At 67.7% G+C, this 18,033-nt stretch carries 17 protein-coding genes, 1 tRNA gene and 1 riboswitch; of the genes, 10 read left to right on the forward strand and 8 right to left on the reverse strand.

What is annotated here, in order from left to right:
• Window positions 1-11: 11 nt before the first annotated feature.
• Entirely contained in the window at window positions 12-782 is a 771-nt protein-coding gene (locus WV31_RS00715; protein ID WP_085371878.1) for an alpha/beta fold hydrolase, read from the reverse strand.
• Window positions 782-1,135 carry a PilZ domain-containing protein gene (locus tag WV31_RS00720; protein ID WP_237051423.1) on the reverse strand — a complete coding sequence of 118 codons (354 nt, stop codon included), beginning with the start codon at window positions 1,133-1,135 and terminating at the stop codon, window positions 782-784. The genes WV31_RS00715 and WV31_RS00720 overlap by 1 nt, the downstream gene beginning before the upstream one ends.
• Before the next feature lie 313 nt (window positions 1,136-1,448).
• Between WV31_RS00720 and WV31_RS00725 the strand changes: the two genes are divergently transcribed.
• On the forward strand, window positions 1,449-1,640 hold the full coding sequence (locus tag WV31_RS00725; protein WP_085375404.1) for a hypothetical protein: 192 nt from the start codon (window positions 1,449-1,451) through the stop codon (window positions 1,638-1,640).
• A gap of 20 nt (window positions 1,641-1,660) precedes the next feature.
• Here the strand turns inward: WV31_RS00725 and WV31_RS00730 are convergent.
• The 3 genes from WV31_RS00730 to WV31_RS00740 all read right to left on the reverse strand — a co-directional run bounded on the left by WV31_RS00730 (window position 1,661) and on the right by WV31_RS00740 (window position 3,568).
• Window positions 1,661-1,737 (reverse strand) — tRNA-Arg (locus WV31_RS00730).
• A 20-nt stretch (window positions 1,738-1,757) separates the two neighbouring features.
• Window positions 1,758-2,066, reverse strand: a complete 309-nt coding sequence (locus WV31_RS00735) for an ETC complex I subunit (RefSeq protein ID WP_068436573.1) — start codon at window positions 2,064-2,066, stop codon at window positions 1,758-1,760.
• Window positions 2,067-2,191: 125 nt separating this feature from the next.
• Complete coding sequence (locus WV31_RS00740; protein WP_085375405.1) at window positions 2,192-3,568, reverse strand: carbohydrate porin; 1,377 nt, start codon at window positions 3,566-3,568, stop codon at window positions 2,192-2,194.
• Window positions 3,569-3,638: 70 nt separating this feature from the next.
• Window positions 3,639-3,885: riboswitch (cobalamin riboswitch) on the reverse strand.
• Window positions 3,886-4,062: 177 nt separating this feature from the next.
• On the opposite strand from WV31_RS00740, the gene WV31_RS21915 reads away from it, so the two are divergent.
• The 9 genes from WV31_RS21915 to WV31_RS00785 all read left to right on the forward strand — a co-directional run bounded on the left by WV31_RS21915 (window position 4,063) and on the right by WV31_RS00785 (window position 14,956).
• Entirely contained in the window at window positions 4,063-5,838 is a 1,776-nt protein-coding gene (locus WV31_RS21915) for a helix-turn-helix domain-containing protein (protein WP_237051424.1), read from the forward strand.
• Window positions 5,839-6,234: 396 nt separating this feature from the next.
• A complete protein-coding gene (locus tag WV31_RS00750; RefSeq protein WP_085371880.1) occupies window positions 6,235-6,993 on the forward strand; it encodes a response regulator transcription factor in 759 nt (252 codons plus the stop codon).
• Between the two features lie 3 nt (window positions 6,994-6,996).
• The gene (locus WV31_RS00755; RefSeq protein WP_085371881.1) at window positions 6,997-8,388 is read left to right on the forward strand and encodes an ATP-binding response regulator; all 1,392 of its coding nucleotides are present in this window, start codon (window positions 6,997-6,999) and stop codon (window positions 8,386-8,388) included.
• A 5-nt stretch (window positions 8,389-8,393) separates the two neighbouring features.
• The gene (locus tag WV31_RS00760) at window positions 8,394-8,945 is read left to right on the forward strand and encodes a SiaB family protein kinase (protein ID WP_085371882.1); all 552 of its coding nucleotides are present in this window, start codon (window positions 8,394-8,396) and stop codon (window positions 8,943-8,945) included.
• A 7-nt stretch (window positions 8,946-8,952) separates the two neighbouring features.
• The gene (locus tag WV31_RS00765; protein WP_085371883.1) at window positions 8,953-9,336 is read left to right on the forward strand and encodes a DUF1987 domain-containing protein; all 384 of its coding nucleotides are present in this window, start codon (window positions 8,953-8,955) and stop codon (window positions 9,334-9,336) included.
• A gap of 5 nt (window positions 9,337-9,341) precedes the next feature.
• Window positions 9,342-10,364, forward strand: a complete 1,023-nt coding sequence (locus WV31_RS22690) for a sensor histidine kinase (RefSeq protein ID WP_085371884.1) — start codon at window positions 9,342-9,344, stop codon at window positions 10,362-10,364.
• A gap of 66 nt (window positions 10,365-10,430) precedes the next feature.
• Window positions 10,431-11,885 (forward strand): sensor domain-containing diguanylate cyclase, encoded by a 1,455-nt coding sequence (locus WV31_RS00775; protein ID WP_085371885.1) that lies wholly within the window; start codon window positions 10,431-10,433, stop codon window positions 11,883-11,885.
• Between the two features lie 94 nt (window positions 11,886-11,979).
• On the forward strand, window positions 11,980-12,741 hold the full coding sequence (locus WV31_RS00780; protein ID WP_085371886.1) for a substrate-binding periplasmic protein: 762 nt from the start codon (window positions 11,980-11,982) through the stop codon (window positions 12,739-12,741).
• Window positions 12,742-12,955: 214 nt separating this feature from the next.
• Complete coding sequence (locus tag WV31_RS00785) at window positions 12,956-14,956, forward strand: FAD-dependent oxidoreductase (RefSeq protein WP_085371887.1); 2,001 nt, start codon at window positions 12,956-12,958, stop codon at window positions 14,954-14,956.
• Window positions 14,957-15,076: 120 nt separating this feature from the next.
• Here the strand turns inward: WV31_RS00785 and WV31_RS00790 are convergent, their stop codons facing one another.
• The 3 genes from WV31_RS00790 to WV31_RS00800 all read right to left on the reverse strand — a co-directional run bounded on the left by WV31_RS00790 (window position 15,077) and on the right by WV31_RS00800 (window position 18,027).
• Window positions 15,077-16,264, reverse strand: coding sequence for an NAD(P)/FAD-dependent oxidoreductase (locus tag WV31_RS00790; RefSeq protein ID WP_085371888.1), 1,188 nt, complete (start codon window positions 16,262-16,264; stop codon window positions 15,077-15,079).
• Window positions 16,265-16,489: 225 nt separating this feature from the next.
• Complete coding sequence (locus WV31_RS22695; protein ID WP_085371889.1) at window positions 16,490-17,530, reverse strand: alpha/beta fold hydrolase; 1,041 nt, start codon at window positions 17,528-17,530, stop codon at window positions 16,490-16,492.
• On the reverse strand, window positions 17,527-18,027 hold the full coding sequence (locus WV31_RS00800; protein ID WP_085371890.1) for a hypothetical protein: 501 nt from the start codon (window positions 18,025-18,027) through the stop codon (window positions 17,527-17,529). Before WV31_RS00800 ends, WV31_RS22695 begins: the two co-directional genes overlap by 4 nt.
• Between the last annotated feature and the right edge of the window lie 6 nt (window positions 18,028-18,033).

Below are 18,033 nucleotides of genomic sequence, written 5' to 3' on the forward strand. Positions count from 1 at the left end.
GGCCGCAACGACTACAGGAAAGGCCCGATGGCCGCCATGAAGGCGGCGGGGTTGTCGGCGTGGACCCAATGGCCGGCGCCGGGGATCTGCACGATCTCCGCCCGGGGAAAAAGGCGGGTGATGGCGGCGTGATAGGCCGGGCGGACATATTCCGATGTCTCGCCCGCCACGAACAGGGCGGGACCGTCGTACCGGGTGCCCTCGGGGAAATCCGGGAACTCCATGATGTCGGTCATATGGGCGTTCAGCACCGCCAGGTTGGGCCGCCAGCGGTAGCCGCCGGCGCCACCCTCCAGATTCTGCATCAGGAAGGCGCGCACGCCCTTGTCGATCACGGTACGGGCCAGGGCGGCCTCCACCTCACCGCGCGACCCGGCCTCGGCCAGGGGGGCGGCGCGCATGGCCTTCACGAAGGGGGCGAAGGTGTGGTTGTAGGTCACCGGCGCGATGTCCACCACCACCAGACGCTCCACCATCTCGGGACGGGAAAGCGCCAGGGTCATGGCCGCCTTGCCGCCCATGGAATGGCCCATCACCGCCGCCCGGCCGCCCAGGTGCTCGATGACCGCCGCCACCTCGCGGGCCATGAAGGGATAGTCCATGACCTCGCTCCACGGGCTGGCGCCGTGGTTGGGCATGTCCAGCGCCAGCACCCGGCGCCTCTCGCCCAGGGCCTTGACCACCGCGCCCCAGTTGCGGGCCGAGCCCAGCAAGCCGTGCAGGATCAGCAGCGGCACCCCGTCCGGAGCGCCGGGACCCGCCTCGATGGCGTTGAGCTTCATCAGTGCCGGAACAGATGGGAGCGGCCGACCAGCAGACGGCCGATGTGGCGCCCCACCACCTTCATCAGCGAGAAGGTGGGACGCACGAATTCCACCGCCACCCAGTCGGAGCCGAGCGCGCGCACCACGGCGACGCCCTTGGCCAGGGGATTGGGATCCTCGTAGGCCGAGCGCAGTTCGAAGGTGAAGCGGTAGCCGTGGCTGAGCAGGCCGGGCGGCCGCCGGAACTTCAGCCCGCCGATGGAGATGTCGACGACCTCCACCAGGATGCCGTCGAACAGCATGAACAGGCCTTCGCCTTCGTGGCGATCATCGACGCGGCGGTCGTTGCTGGCGGACTTTCGGGCGGTCACGAGCGCTTCCCCTGCGGATGGACGACGAGACAGTCTAGCAGGGCACGCCGCCCGACGCACCCCTCCATGTTGCCCGCCCTTTCCACTCGAAGTTACACGGCAATCACCTTACGCAATCTCCGAGACGACGAAAGTATGGGAATAACCCATTGGTAGACAACAATTTTATGGGGTTTACGAAGCTTATACCACCACGCCGCCCACCCCACCGGATGCGCGCCCATGGGCGGGGATTGGAATAGCTACAATAAGTTGCCTCGAATTTTCCGGGACTTCCGGCGAGGCGAGCGAAACGCCAGGGGTGGGCAAGATCATGACCGCACAGACCAACACCAACACCGTCACCGTCACCACGTCGCACGTGCTGATCAAGCAGGCCATCGAGGACCTCGAGCGGGCAATGCCGCATCCGCGTCCGGGCGACAAGGTGTCGCTGGTGGCCGGCCCGTGGCAGGATACCTTCATCATGACCGCGCGGTACGGATGGCTGAGGATGCCGCACTGAGGCAGCGCGACGGCAGGCGTTGGCGCGCCCTGCTGGGCTCGAACCAGCGACCTGCCGCTTAGAAGGCGGCTGCTCTATCCAACTGAGCTAAGGGCGCCCGTTGCCGCTTGACGGCGCTTAGAAGCGGCCGAATTCCAGCTTGTCGAAGCGGAAATTGTCGGCGTAGTTCTTGGGCTTCTGCAGGCGGGCGTTCTCGGTGGCCACCTGGTAGTCCAGGCCCTTCTTCTTGGCGAAGGCCACGGCTTCTTCCATGGTGGCGAACTTGACGCGCACCTGCGAGGTGGTGTCGGTCGAGCCCAGCCAGCCCATCAGGTTGTCGGGCTGCTTGGGAGCCGCCGGCTCATATTCCAGAACCCAGGACTTGGCGTTGCCACCCCGGCCCGATTGCATGGCGGTCTTGGCGGGGCGATAGATGCGGACCTGCATCAAAGTCTCTCCTGCTGGTCTAGACGTCCTGGCTGCGGGCGGGGCCTTTGAAAATCAAGGGGTTGACACCCCCTTCCCGGCTCCGCCCGCAAGGTATAATCGACGCTTTGGGAATCCGCAAGAACCTACAGCTTGAACACGGTCCGAAGGCCGATCACCGTGGCGTCGGGGATGGTCTTGCGCGAATTCTCGGGAAGCGTGGTGGTGCCGCCGGGATGGAAGATGTACTGGGCGTCGGGCACCAGGGTCAGCCAGGGCGTCACCTGATAGCGGTAGATCAGTTCGATGGCCGCCTCGTAATCATGGTCGGGGGCGGTGGCGGTGCCCAGGCGCCTGGCGTCGGCATCGCGGGCGGCCAGAGCCGAGCTCATTTTGCCATAGGCGAAGCCGATGGCCGCCACGTCGTCGTCGCGCCCGTCCAGGGGCCCCTTGTAGCTGAGGCCGGTGTCGAAATAGAACGGCATCTGGTTGCGGTCGTCGGGCAACCCCGTCACCCGCAGGAAGGCCGACAGGCCCAGATCCTCGGTGCCGGCTTCCTTGAACAGCATGCCGTCATAGATGCCGTACATGGCCCAGTTGCCGCGATGCGTCTTGGCGGCACCCGCCGCATTGCTGCCCAGCGACACGCCGGCAAGGTCATAGCGCTGATCGGTGGCCCGGCCGTTGTAGTACCAGCCGCCCATCTTGAACATCTGGGGCAGGCCCGCCGCCCCCTTGGCCTGGTTCAGGCCGTACTGGCTTTCGAACATCCACACCGGCGGCTGGTCGACGGTATAATCCACGCCGCTGCGGTTGCGCTTCTGGGCGTCGTTGCCCACATTGGTTCCGGGGGCCACGTTGCCGGTGAACACACCGGCCAGGAACGCCAGTTCCTCGGTGGGCTGGACCTTGAGCCGCGTGCCCAGGTTGGATACGGGAAAGCCGCCGCCGCCGCTCTGCATGTTGGCGGCGAAGGCCCCCGGCCAGCCGAAGGCCGAATTGACCAGATTGGTGGCCACCACCGAGGTGAAGAACTCCTCCTGCATGGGCACCTGGCCGAAGCGCAGCGACACCTTGTCGTCCAGCACGCTCTGCTGCAGCCACAGGGAGAACAGGCGGGTCGAGGGCGCCGCCTCGATGTCGCGCACCGGAATCAGGTTGCCGATGAAATTGGCCGACAGCTGGCGCCCCTGGACATGCAGGCCGGTGACGTGAAAGGCGCCGCCCTTCCAGCCCATCGCCTGTTCCAGGTCGGCATCCACATCGGCCCACAGCAGGCCATTGCCGACCATGCGGCGCTTGATGCCGCCCGAAGGATTGCCCAGCATCTCGGCGGTATAGGTGGCCGTCACCTTGATACCCTTCTCGGCCAGATGGGTGCGCAGCCCGCCCCAGTCGCCGGTCAGCGTGTCGCGCTCCCACAATCCCTTGACCGCCTCGGCCTCCTCGGCCCGCGCCGGGGTAAAAGCCAGGCAAAGTCCGGCGGCAACGGCCAGTCCGATGGCGAAAGTTCCAGTCTTCATGTTGAAATCCACCCCAAAAGAATGCGGCGCAAGTCCACCTGTATCCGGAACACCCCGCCCGGAGAAGCGCGCGCACGCGACGATGATGGCAGGTCTCCTGGCTCGCGGGTCAAAGGTCCTGCCCCAGCCTTCCCGGTTCGACACGGCCCCCGGTGGAATCGGGGCCGCAACCAGTGGCGTTCCAAAACGGGCGGAACCTCTCCGCATACAGTTGCGGGGGCAGCCGCGGGCTGGGGGCGTCGAAGCCCTTGACCGCGTTCCCTTTTCACCTCGGGCCCCATGGGAGAGCCGTCGGAACCATCAAACTTAAGTCTTACCCGTCCCCGAGTCCGAATGCAAGCGGCATGTTATACTGTAACATTTACGCAGGGAGGGGATCGTGGCGGGCAATCACGGGTTCGATTGGACCTGTGCCGGAGGTTGGGGTAAATTCCGCGCCCAATGGAGGCCCCACAGGGATGAAACGGACGGATTCGCCCGAAACGGAATCGCATATGCCACCCGAAACGGATGGCGACGGCCGGCCGGCCCCGGCCGCCGAGGGCGGGTGGCTGACCGTCAGCGAGGCTGCCGAACATTCCGTTTCGACCGGCGGGGGCGGCCTGCTTGCGCCGCTCCGCCAGGGCCTGGGGCGGCTGGCCGCCAGCTGGCGCTATCTTGCCGACCCCGCCGAGCGGCACGCCCTGGCTCAGAACGTGCGCGGCGGCGTGGCCCGCCTGCTTCATCGTGCCGGCAGACAGTCCATGACCGGCGGCATGGCCTCGGCCGCGCCGCCGCCGGTTCTGCCATCCGAGATGTCCGAACCCGACGCCGTTCCGGCCTTCGACCCTGAGACGGCGCTGGATCGGCTGCGCTCGGCGTTGCGCCAGTTGCCGGACAGGGGTGAGGTGGTGGTCCCGGGCAATCTCCAATCCCTGGACCGTCTGCTGAGCGATCCGCCCCCGGCCATGGATTTCCAGGCCGCCGATCTGCTGCACGACTGCTTTCCGCGCGGCACGCGGCATTCCGACAACCGGGTGCTTCTGGCCGTCGCCCGCAACCTGACCCGCAATTTCGGCCGCCCCGGCCGCCTGCCCATGACCAGCGGCAAGGCCTGGACCATGCTCGACCCCGCCGTCTTCGGCGACCAGATGGCGGCCCAGCTGGCCGAGATCAGCAATTTCGTCCTGAACTGGCAGGCCCAGGAAAAGAGCTTCCTGATCCTGGAATTCGCCGAGGTCGAGCTGATCGAATACCTGTTCGAACACCTGCACCCCAAGCGTCATGGCGCCCTGCTGGTTCGGGTGATGGACTTCAAGGTGCTGTCCACCCGCCGCGCCGGTCTGCTGCGGCGCATTCCGGCCCGCGTCCGGCGCTTCGTCCAGCACACGGCGGGGGCCGCGCCTTCGGTGCCGCTGGCCTATGCCAGGGATTCCGCCGTCCTGCTGGAGCATATCGAAAAGCGCATTCTGTTCCGGCCGGTGACCGAGGCCGCCGCCACGGCCCGCGCCGAGGTGGAGAAGATCATCGCCCGCCTGTCGCCCCCGGAGCACGAGGCTGCGCTGCGCCTGGCGCCGTCCGCCGCAGCGGATTCACAGCCCGACAAGCCCGGCCTGGACCAGATCAAGCAGGCCCTGGGCGGCACGCCCCAACCCGCCGCCGCCCCGCCCGCCCCAACTCCCGGCCGCATTTCCGCCACGCCCTCGGCGCCCCGGACGGTTCAGGCGGTGTCCGTGGCGGCCCCAACCCATGCGACGGCCTCCCTCCCGGTGCCGGCGGCGCCCATGCGCAAGCGATTCGGCAACCGCCAGAAGACCGAGGCGGTGATGCGGGTGCTGGGCGGCGAAAGCCGCGAACAGGTGGCCGCCGCCATGGGAGCCACGCCCGAACTGGTGGAGCGCTGGCTGGGCGCCTTCCTCAACGGCGGGTCCTCGGCCCTGGCCGTGAAAACCAAGCCGGCCAGGACGCGCAGGGCCAAGCCCCCCGCCCCGCCGGAAGCCGCCTCCATCGACGACCTCAAGGCCAAGCTGCAAGCCCTGCTGCAAACCGTCGAGGTGCTGAGCACCCAGATGAACGCGCTGCCTCAAACCGAGACCGCTTCACCGCCGCCCCCCGCCCTGCCGCCGCCGGAGCCACCACCACCACCACCACCACCTCCTCCTCCTCCTCCTCCGCCGCCGCCGCCGCTGGCCATGGAGCCCGCCCCCAAATCCCCGCCGCCGGGCTTTCCCGCCGAGGACCCCGACCCGCCTCCCAGGCTGAAGCGCAGCCGTACGCCCCGGCGGCAATGACGTCGCCGCCGAAGGGCAATGGACGCGAACCGGCGCGAGTCACAAGTCAGCAGCAATTGTCACGCGAACATCCTTCGGTCGACACACCATTATAGGACTTCGATCCGCCCTTGCGCCACCGCCGCCCCGTGGTCCGCGCCGGAACAGACGGCAGGTTCTTTAGAATAAGTCCCGTTAAGGACTATATGCCTTATGGCTATAACCTCACAGCAAAGTGACGAATTCTGACGGCGCCGATACCCCATGAAAGCGGCATGTCCACTGGCCTCCGGGAATGGCGGCACGCATCGGAGCCGACCCGGCACCACATTGCGTCACATGGTGCAACGACTTGTTATTGTACGTAACTCGGTGTTTATGATTTCCCTGTCGAAATTGTTCTGGAGGCTTGACCCCATGGCGCGGATCGCGGTGGTCGAGGACGAAGCTCCTCTTCGGGCGGATCTGGTCGAATACCTTTCGGCGTGCGGGCACGACGTTGTCGGCTGCGGCGACGGCAAGGAGCTTGACCGCGCCCTGGATGAACGTCCCGTCGAAATCATCATTCTGGACATCAACCTGCCGGGCGAAGGCGGCTTCTCCATCGCCGGCCGGCTGCGATCCCACTCCGACGTGGGCATCATCATGCTGACGGCGCGCGGGCTGAACGTGGACCGCGTGGTCGGCCTGGAGGTCGGCGCCGACGTCTACATGGTCAAGCCGGTGGAGCTGCGCGAGCTGGAGGCCCAGGTCCGGACCCTGGCGCGGCGCATGCGGGTCTCGGCCGCGCCGCCCGGCACGGGTGAGCCGCGCCCGGCGCACGAGGCCGCCCCGCCCGCCGCCGCCGCCGCCGCCGCCGCGCCCGCCGTACCCACCGAGTGGATCTACGACCAGCTGACCTGGACGCTGATCGCGCCCGACGGCAAGTCCATCAAGCTGACCGGCAACGAGCGGGTCTTCGTCTCGCTGCTGGTGACCCGCCCGGGCGAGCCGGTGTCGCGCGACGAGATCTTCCGGGCGCTGGGCAAGCGCGGCTGGGACCCGGCCGACCGTTCGGTGGATTCCATGGTGCGGCGCCTGAGGGCCAAGGGCGATCAAAGCTTCGGCCACCCGCTGCCCATCGAATCGGTCCACAGCGTCGGCTACGCCTTCGCCGCGCCGGTCGGCCTAAGGTAGCCGATGGCGGAGCCGCGCAAACTTTCGCTCAAGCCCCGTGGCGATCGCTCCGCCCCCCAGACTTCGGCGCCGCCCTGGCCGATCCTGATCGTCGATGACGACGAGCAGGTCCACCAGATGACCCAGGTCATCCTGCGCGATCTCAGCTACCAGGGCCGGCCGTTCAAGTGCATCGAGGCCACCTCGGCCGCCGAGGCCGCCGCCATCCTGGACCTGCAGCCGGAAATTCCCGTGGTGCTGCTGGACGTGGTGATGGAGACCCCGGACGCCGGTCTGCGCCTGGTCCGCCACATCCGCGACGAATTGGGCAACCGCCGCATCCGCATCATCCTGCGCACCGGCCAGCCCGGCGACGCGCCCGAGCGCGACGTGGTTCTGGGCTACGACATCAACGACTACAAGAGCAAGGCGGAACTGACCGCCCAGAAGATGTTCACCGCCCTGGTGGCCGCCCTGCGCGCCTGGAGCGACATCACCACCATCGAGCGCCTGAACACCGAGCTGTCCGAGTTGAACGCCTCGCTGGAGGCCAAGGTCGAGGACCGCACCTCGGAACTGCGCGAAAGCAACGCGGCCCTGGCCCGCTCCAAGACCCGCGCCGAGACCGCCCTGCTGCGCGAGACCGAGGCCAAGAACCAGCTGCGCCAGTTCCTGTCCATGGTCAGCCACGAATTCCGCACGCCGCTGGCCATCATCGATTCCTCGGCCCAGATGCTGCGTATCCGGGTGGAGAAAAGCGACCCCGGCGGCGTGGCCCGCCTGGACACCATCCGGGGCGGCGTGCAGCGCCTGCTGGGCCTGATCGACACCTGCCTGGCCGACGAACAGCTGGACAGCGGCCGCATCGTGCTGCACGAGAAGTCCTTCGCCATCGGCCCCATGATCGAGGTCACCCTGGCCCATTACCGGGTGGCGTCGCCCACCCACCTCTACCGCGCCCAGGTGGCGCCCGAGCTGGCCGTCTGGGGCGATCCCGGCATGATCGCCCTGGTGATCAACAATCTGGTGGGCAACGCCGTGAAGTATTCCCCGGCGGGCTCGGAAGTGACGGTGACCGCCGCCCAGGACGGCGCCGACCTGGCCATCTCGGTCACCGACCAGGGCATGGGCATCCCCCCCGGCGACCTGCCCCACATCTTCGAGCGCTTCCACCGCGCCGCCAATTCCAAGGGTATTCCCGGGTCCGGCATCGGCCTGCACATGGTCCGCCAGATCGTCGAGATGCACGGAGGCGCGGTGACCGTGGACAGCCGCCTGAACGCCGGCTCGCGCTTCACCGTGCGGCTGCGTCCGTCCCCCGGTCCGGGGGCCGAGGGCATCGATCCTGTGCAAGACGGCTTGAGCGCCCCCGCCCCCGATGATACCGTCCATGATCTTGGTGACGGCAACGGGTAGCCATCATGCTTGCCAAACATTACAGGTCGTTCAAGCACGACCTCGACCAGCGCGGCATCATCTTCTCGTTCTCAGGCTACCTGTCCGAGGAGATCCTCTATTCCCTGGGCAACGCGCTGCGCCAGAAGATGACGCTGGAGGACGCCAACGTCAGCACGGTGAAGAAGGTTTTCTCCGTCTTCGTCGAGCAGGCCCAGAACATCATCCGCTATTCCGCCGAAAAGCTGTCCAGCGACAAGGGCCAGTCCATCGAGCTGTCGTCGGGCATGGTGACCATCGGCACCGAGAACGACCGCTTCTTCATCGTCTGCGCCAACGTGGTACTGGCCACGGACGAGCCCCGGCTGCGGGAAAGGCTGGAACGGCTGCGCTCCATGGACCGCGACGCCATCAAGGCCTACTACAAGGAGCAGTTGAAGGAGGCCCCCGAGGAACAGAGCAAGGGCGCCACCATCGGCCTGATCGAAATCGCCCGGCGCGCCAGCGAGCCCATCGAATTCGATTTCGACCCCATCGACGACCAGAAGTTCTTCTTCTGCATGAAGGTATCCATCTGAGGTGGTTATGGACAATTTGACGATCGCGGCTACGGAACGCTCGCCCGCGGTGGATTTCGATTTCGCCGCCGGGCGCCTCAGCCTGAAGGGCGAATCCTATCCCGAGGACGCGTCGGCGGTGTTCGGCCCCATTTTCGCCGCCCTGGAGCCCTTTCTCGGCTCGGCCGGCGGCCGTGAGGTGACCTTCGACTTCGACCTGGCCTATTTCAACAGCTCCAGCGCCAAGGCGCTGATGAACATGTTCCAGATGCTCGACCAGGCGGCCGGGGCCGGCTGCCGGCTGACCGTCAACTGGTTCTACGCCCCCGACGACGACACCATGAAGGAGTTCGGCGAGGATTTCAGCGAGGACCTCGCCCACGTCACCTTCAATCTGGTGGCGGTCGAGTAGGCCCCTTGAACGGTTTCAACCTCTTCGACGCCGAGGAGAAGAGCCTTGAGCAGGCCGAGGAACTGCGCCGCCAGCTCGAATCCGCGCCCGAACCGGTCAAAGACGGCATCGCCTCGCTGATCGAGGCCTATAGCCGCAGTGTTCGCGAACAGCGCCGCCTGGTGCGCGTCTCCGACCGCCTGCAGGCCCAGTTGGCCTCGGTCAACCAGGAACTGGGCCGGCGCCGGGTCGAGGCCGAGGATGCCCTGGAAAGCCTGAAGGCCGCCCAGGAATCCCTGGTCCAGGCGGAAAAGCTGGCCTCGCTGGGCGCCCTGGTGGGCGGCGTCGCCCACGAGATCAACACCCCCGTGGGCATCGCGCTGTCGTGCGCCTCCCATCTGGCCGATTCCACCGCCTCCATGACCAAGCTGTTCGAGGCCGACGACATCTCGGTCGAGGATTTCGAGCGCTTCATGGCCACGGTCAAGGACACCACCGGCCTGATCCTGTCCAATTGCGAGCGCGCCGCCGACCTGATCCGCAGCTTCAAGCAGGTGGCGGTGGACCGCACCACCTCGGAACGCCGGCGTTTCGACCTGGCCGCCTATATCCGCGAGACCCTGTCCAGCCTGGGCCCCCATCTGCGTCAGGCCGGCCACGCGGTGCGCCTCGACTGCCCCGACGGCATCGTCATGGACAGCTATCCCGGCGCCCTGTCCCAGGTGTTGAGCAATTTCGTCATGAACTCGCTGGTCCACGGCTATGACCAGGGCCGGCCGGGAACCCTGTCCATCACGGTGGAGCGCGACGGCAAGACGGGCGTGCGGCTGGTCTACGCCGATGACGGCAAGGGCATCGCGCCCGAGAACCTGGGCCGCATCTTCGACCCCTTCTTCACCACCAGGCGGGGCAGCGGCGGCTCGGGCCTGGGGCTGCACATCGTCTACAATCTGGTAACCGGGACGCTGGGCGGCACCGTCTCGGCCGATTCTCCCGCCGGCGGCGGCACCCGCTTTTCCATCCAGATTCCCTTGGCGCCCAACACCTAATCCTTCGTCACACTCCGGCGCAATGCGGGGGTGGCGTGCCCATGGGCAGGGGTGGAATATGAGCGAATGAGCAAGAACCCGGACGATACCGGCCCGGAACCGGCCGCAAAGACCAAGCTCTCGCTGCGCCGCACCGGCAGGGCAGGCCCGGCGCAAGGGGCCGCCCCCTGGCCGGTCCTGGTGGTGGACGACGATCCCGACGTCCATTCCATGACCCGGGTGCTGCTGCGCGACTTCAGCTTCCAGGGCAAGGGCTTCGAAGTGATCAGCGCCATGTCCGGCGCCGAGGCCCGCGCCATCCTCAGCCGCCGCCACGATATTCCGGTGATGCTGCTCGACGTGGTGATGGAGACCCCCGACGCCGGCCTGTCCTTGATCCGCCACGTGCGCGACGACTTGAGGAATCGCCGCCTGGCCATCGTGTTGCGCACCGGCCAGCCGGGCGAGGCGCCCGAGCGCGACGTCATGCTGGCCTACGACATCAACGATTACCGCTCCAAGACCGAACTGACGGCGCAGAAGCTGTTCACCTCGCTGATCGGCGGCCTTCGCTCGTGGATCCATCTGTCGACCATCGAAGCCATGGCCTCGACCCTGGAGCGCCGGGTCACCGAGCGCACCTGCCAGCTGGACGAGGCGCGGCGCTTCGCCGAAAGCCTGGTGGAACTGCTGCCCAATCCCCTGTGGTTCAAGGACCCGGACGGCTCCTTGCGCCTTTACAACCGCGCCTTCCGCGAGATGTTCGCCGTGGGCGACGACGACTGGCACGGCCGCCCCTCCCACGACACCCTGCCCGAGCCCCTGGCCGGGCTGGACCAGCTGGCGGACCAGAGCCTCAGTCTGGGCGGATCGGGCGGATTGGCCTTCGAGACCACCATCGACCGCCAGGGCGCCACCCGCACCCTGATGGTCAACAAGGGCGTCGTGCGCAGCGATTGCCGCGACAAGCCGGACGAGCCCATCGGTACCATCGGCATCGTCACCGACATCACCGAGCGCAAGCGCATGGAAAGCCAGCTGCGCCACCTGGCCACCACCGACGAGTTGACCGGCTGCCTCAACCGCCGGGCCTTCTTCGCCGCCGCCGAGCAGGAACTGGAGCGGTCCGGGCGCTATGGCGGCTTCGTCTCGGTGCTGATGATCGACATCGACCATTTCAAGCAGGTCAACGACCGCCACGGCCACGCGGTGGGCGATCAGGCGCTGCGGGCCGCCACGAGCGCCATCCGCGCCAATCTGCGCGAGATCGACACCTTCGGCCGCCTGGGCGGCGAGGAATTCGCCGCCATCCTGCCCGAGACGCCGCTGTCCGGGGCCTTGCAGGTGGCCGAGCGGCTGCGCCAGGCGGTCGCCGCCGTCGCCCTGCCCCTGGGCGAAGGCGAGGCGCCGCTGCGCCTGACCACCAGCCTGGGCGTGGCCGAGCGCACCTCCGCAGATAGCGGCCTGGACCAGATCCTGGCCCGCGCCGACACGGCGCTGTACCGCGCCAAGGCCGCCGGACGCAATCGCGTCCTTGCGTGATTGACGCCTCCCCCTTTTCCATCCCACCTACTTCGGCCATACTGTGACGGGGCGTGACGCTTCGCGCCCAAATGTGGCGGGAAGGAAATTTCCGATGCTGAGGGTTTGTCTCGTCGTCCTGGGCCTGCTGGCCGCCTGGCCCGCCTGGGCCGGACAGGTGGTCAAGGTGGGCGGCTACGACTTCGCCCCCTTCGTCGAAACCAGCGGAACCGGTCAGCCAGACGGGCTGGCGGTTCGCCTGATCGAGGCGATGAACAAGCATCAGGACCGCTTCACCTTCCAGTTCGTCCCCACCTCGCCCAACCGCCGCTACAAGGATTTCGAGGCGGGAAAGTTCGACGTCATGCTGTTCGAAAGCCCCGACTGGGGCTGGACCGAGCGCAAGCTGCCGGTGGAAACCTCCCGCGTGTTCCTCGATGGCGGCGAGCTTTACGTCGCCCTGGCCCAGCCGGGCCGGGGACAGGAGTACTTCGCCGACCTGACGGCCAAGCGCATGGTGGGTCTGCTGGGCTACCATTACGGCTTCGCCAATTTCGAAGCCGACCCCGCCATCCTGACCTCGCGCTTCCGCATGACCCTGGTGCGCGACAATTCCGCCAGCATCGAGGCCATCCTCAAGGATCGCGGCGACGTGGCGGTGGTCACCGACGCCTATCTCAAGCGCTGGCTGCGCGCCCGTCCCGAGGCGAAGGACAAGCTGCTGGTGTCCGAGCGCTTCGACCAGCGCTACGCCCACCGGGCCCTGATCCGCAAGGGCATCGCCCTGACTCCGGCCGAAATGGACCGCATTCTGTCCACCATGGACCTGGACGGCACCCTGACCCGGCTGTGGCGGGAATTCGGCATCCGCGACTGAGCCACCCTGTCATCCTGACGACCATCGGGAGGAAGGATCTCGTCCTGGCACGGCTTTTCATGATCGGCACCGCCGCATCAAGCGGAGATCCCTCGCCTGCGCTCGGGATGACACCAAGAGTGTGCCCAGACGCCCATCCTTCGAATCGCTCAAAACATTGCCTGCGCCGCCATATCCGGCATAATGGTACCGCAATGCCACTATGAGGGCCGCCATGCGCCACCGTCACCTGCTGTCGCCCATCACCCTGCGCGGCGTCACGCTGCCCAACCGCATGATCATGGGCTCCATGCATCTGGGCTTCGAGGGACTGCCCGATGCCTGGCCGCGTCTGGCCGAGTTCTATGCCGAACGCGCCAAGGGCGGCATCGGCCTGATCGTCACCGGCGGCGTCGCCCCCAACCCGGAGGGCAGCTTCGGCCATGACGGCACCGTGCTGGCCTCGCAAGCCGATCTGGGCGGCCACCGGCTGGTAACAGGGGCCGTGCATGCCCAGGGTGGGCGGGTGATCATGCAGATCCTGCATTGCGGCCGCTATTCCAGGGCCAAGGACATCGTGGCGCCGTCGGCCATCCGCGCCCCCATCAACAGCCAGACGCCCCGCGAGCTCTCCGATGCCGAGATCGAGCGGACCATTGCCGATTACGCCAATTGCGCCCGGCTGGCCGTGCTGGCCGGCTATGACGGCGTCGAGGTGATGGCGTCCGAGGGCTACCTGATCAACGAGTTCCTGGCGCTCAGGACCAACAAGCGCACCGACCGCTGGGGCGGCGATCTGCACGGCCGCATGCGCTTCCTGGTCGAGATCGTCCGCGCCGTGCGCGCCGCGCTGGGCGAGGCCAGGATGATGAGCGTGCGCCTGTCCATGGTCGATCTGGTCGAGGACGGCCTTGCCGCCGACGAGGTGGTGGCCGTGGCCCGGGCCATCGAGGCCGAGGGCTGCGACCTGATCAACAGCGGCATCGGCTGGCACGAGGCCCGGGTCCCCACCATCGCCCACACCGTGCCCCAGGGGGCCTGGAGCTGGGCCACCGCCCGGGTCAAGGCGGCGGTGAAGATTCCGGTAGCCGCCAGCAACCGCATCAAGACCCCCGATCTGGCCGAATCCCTGATCGCCGAGGGCCAGTGCGATCTGGTCAGCATGGCGCGCCCCCTGCTGGCCGATCCGGCCTTCGCCGCCAAGGTCACGGCGGGCCAGGCGGACACCATCAACGCCTGCATCGGCTGCAACCAGGGCTGCCTCGACCCCATCTTCAGCGGCGGCGCCGCCACCTGTCTGGTCAATCCCCGCGCCGGCCGCGAAGGCGAGTTCATGTCGCGGCGGCCTTGCGAGACCCAGCGCATCGCCGTGGTGGGCGGCGGCCCGGCCGGCATGGCCTGCGCGCTGGAAGCGGCGAAGCGAGGCCATCAGGTCGCCCTGTTCGACGCCGCTGCCGAGTTGGGCGGCCAGTTCGTCCTGGCCCGCGCCGTGCCGGGCAAGGAGGAATACCTCGCCACCCCCGGCTACTACACCCAGGCGCTGAAGCAGGCCGGGGTCGAGCTGCATCTGGGCCGCCCCGCCACCGCCCGCGACCTGATGGCCTATTCCCGCGTCGTGCTGGCCACCGGCATCCGGCCGCGCGCCCTCGACCTGCCCGGCGCCGACCACGCAAACGTGGTCGGCTACGAGGACATCCTGTCGGGGCGCAAAAGGGCCGGCGGCCGCGTGGCCATCCTGGGCTCGGGCGGCATCGGCTTCGATACCGCGCTCTATCTGGTGGGCGAGGACTTGGAGACCGACTTCAACGCCGAATGGGGCATCGACCGCGCCTTCACCGGCCGTGGCGGCCTGGCCGAGCCGGTGGCGCCCCCGCCGCCCCGGCGGACCATCACCATGCTGCAACGCAAGGCCGAGCGCCCCGGCGCTTCGCTGGGCAAGACCACCGGCTGGATTCACAAGGCCCACCTGCAGCGCCACCACGTGGACATGCTGGCCGGCGTCACCTACCGCTTCATCGACGACCAGGGCCTGCACATCACCATGGGCGGCGAGGACAGGCTGATCGAGGCCGACACCATCATCGTCTGCATCGGCCAGGAATCTCGGCGCGATCTGGCCGACGAGCTGAAAGCCCTGGGCCGCGACGTCCAGTTGATCGGCGGCGCGCGGGATGCCTCCAAGCTGGACGCCCTGGCGGCCTTCGAGGAGGGGACGCGGCTGGGGCTGGCGCTGTGATGATTGGGCTATCGCCCAAACCCATTTGGGGCGATGCCCCAAACCCTCTTTGATTTTATGAATAGAAATGGGGTTCGGGGCATCGCCCCGAGCGGGTGCGGGCGGCAGCCCGCCTGAGTGTCACACGCTCATCCCCGCCACCCAGCCCGACGACCACGCCCACTGGAAATTATAGCCGCCCAGCCAGCCGGCCACGTCCACCGCCTCGCCGATGAAGTACAGGCCGGGATGGGACTTGGCCGCCATGGTCTTGGACGAAAGGCCGGCGGTGTCGACGCCGCCCAGGGTGACCTCGGCGGTGCGGTAACCCTCGGACCCGGCAGGCACCAGCGCCCATTGGGACAGCAGGCGGGCCAGCCCGGCCAGGGCGGCGTTGGTGGACTGACCGATCGGTCGTCCCAGCAACCCGGCCCGCTCCACCAAAGCGCGGGCAAGGCGGGCGGGCAGGATTTCGCCCACGATGGTCTCCACCTGGGCGTTGGGGCGCGCCGCCTTGCGCTCCAGCACATGGGTGTTGATGTCCATGTCCGGCAGCAGGTTGACGTTGATGGACTGACCGGTCAGCCAATACGAGCTGATCTGCAGGATGGCCGGTCCCGACAGGCCGCGATGGGTGAACAGCACCGCCTCGCGGAACCGGGTCTTGCCGAAGCTCACCTCGGCCTGCACCGCGATGCCGGCGAGTTCCCGCATCAGATCCATGTCGGCGCCGGTAAAGGTGAGCGGCACCAGGCCGGGCCGGGGTGCGACCACCGACAGGCCGTAGCGGCCGGCTAGGGCATGGGCGAAGCCGGTGGCGCCGATTTTGGGCACCGACAGGCCGCCGGTGGCCACCACCAGGGCGGCGGCCTCATAGGTTCCCCGGCTGGTGGCCACCCGGAAGGGGCCGTCGCCGGTAACGGCGCCGACCTTGGCCTCCAGCACCATCTCGACGCCGCCCGCCCCGCACTCGTCCATCAGCATGGCGACGATGTCGGCGGCGGAATTGTCGCAGAACAGCTGGCCGTGATCGCGCTCGTGGTACGCGATGCGGTAGCGCTTCATCAGGTCCAGGAAATCGGCGGGGCCAAAGCGCTTCAGCGCCGAGGTGGCGTAATGGGGATTGGCCGACAGGTATTGGGCGGGAGTGACGGTGCGGTTGGTGAAGTTGCACTTGCCGCCGCCCGATATCAGGATCTTGCGCCCCGGCTGGTCGTTGTGGTCCAGCACCACCACGCGCCGCCCCCGTGCCGAGGCCATGGCGGCGCACATCAGCCCGGCGGCACCGGCGCCGATCACGATCACGTCGAAGGGGGAAGACAGGCTCATGGACTGGGTTCTATAGCGGTCCCGGCATGACATCAACCGTTCCGGCCAGATCTCTTGATTGATCCGGGTTTGCGGCGATTTTTCCGGCGGAAGAATATGAAAACCACCAAGGCACCAAGGACACCAAGAGGGTAGAGCAGGACGCCTCGCCCCCTCACCATTGTGACCGACCCAAGCGAAAAGCCGTCTTGGTGTCCTTGGTGCTCTTGGTGCCTTGGTGGTTAATCAGCGCATCCGGTCGCGCCACTCCAGCAGACGGTACACCGCCCGGCCCAATGTCCAGCCGTCGGCCAGGCCCGAGACGGTGAGATCGGCATGGGCGAGGCTGTCCAGGCGGTAGAGCCGGCCATGGGGCAGCGCGGCGGTCAGCGCCTCGCCCTCGCCCACCGGCACGATGCGGTCGTCGGCCCCGTGGATGACCAGCACGTCCGGAACAAAGCCCGACAGGTCGCGGGCGGAAAGGTCCAGCCGGCCGATCTCGTCCCTGATGCCGGGCGGCAAGGCATCGATCAGAGCGGCCACCCGGTCCGGATCGGCATTGTCCAACAGCGCCATGACCGCAGCGCCTTGAGGCCCCAGCCGCCGGGCGAGGTCATCGATGGCGGCCCGCGGATCGCCCATGCGCCGCCGGGCGATGGCTTCAAGCAGAGCGCGGTCGCCGGAATCGGTGAGGCGGCCGGAATTGCTCAGTACGAACACCCACTTGCCGTAGACGTTGGGCTCCAGCCTTTGGCCCCGCCAAGTTCCGGTGGTGAAGAAGCCGATCACCCGCCGCGCGTCATAGGGCGGCCCCACCGCCACCATCACGGCGACCTTGGCCGCCACATCCGCCTCCAGCGCGGCCAGCACCGCCGGCACGGCGGCATAGGAGATGGCGGCCAGCGCCACCTTCTCCCCCGGCGCATGGCGCACCGCCTGGGCCACCTCGTCGGCATCGGCGGAGGACAGCGTCAGCGCCTTGGCGCCGGCCAGATCAGGCACCATCACCCGCCAGCCCGCCCCCACCAAGGCGCCGGCGAAGCGGACCAGCCGGGGATCGTCCTTGCCGGCGGCGGCCGCGCCGGGCAGCAGCACCAGCACCGGTCCGGCCTCGCCGTAAAGATCGGCGCGGCCACCGGGATAGTCCATGGGCCGGGCGACGGAGGGAGCGGACGCGCCGCCCAGAACGGCGATCAGGCGGATCGTGTCGAGAAGCCGGTTAGCGGGCGGCGAGACGAGGCCGAGGATGACGGCAAAAAGAAGGATCAGGAGGCCGAAGCGCCTCACACCTCGATCTCCCCCAGCTTGGCCTGGGTTTCCTTCAGGCGGTCGGCTTTTTTCTTCATCTCGTGTTCCATGCGCTTGATGCGCTTATCCAGCTCCTCGATGTGGGCCAGGCGTTCGGCCCGCTTTTCCTTGTTGTAGCCCGACACGAAACGCTTGATGCCCCAATCGGCGGTGACGAAGAACAAAGCGGCGCCGGCCACCAGCACGATGATGGCCGCCACCCCGCCATAGGCGCTGTTGACCGCCACCATGGCCCCCCAGAAGCCGATGGTCACCAGGGACGAGGCGGTGGCCAGAACCAGCCGGTTGACCGTCTGGTCATGGCGCATCTGGCGCTTTTCATGCTCGCGCATGGCGTTGACGATCTCTTCCTTGGCGATGGCCTGCCAGGTGCGGAACGACATGCCCTTGACCGTCCGGTTGTCACGGATGGTCTGCTCCAGCTTGCGCACCAGGTAATCGGCTTTCTGTTCCGGCGTCGGGCCTTCGGCGGCCAAGTCTCG

The organism is Magnetospirillum sp. ME-1 (assembly GCF_002105535.1).
Classification (GTDB): domain Bacteria; phylum Pseudomonadota; class Alphaproteobacteria; order Rhodospirillales; family Magnetospirillaceae; genus Phaeospirillum.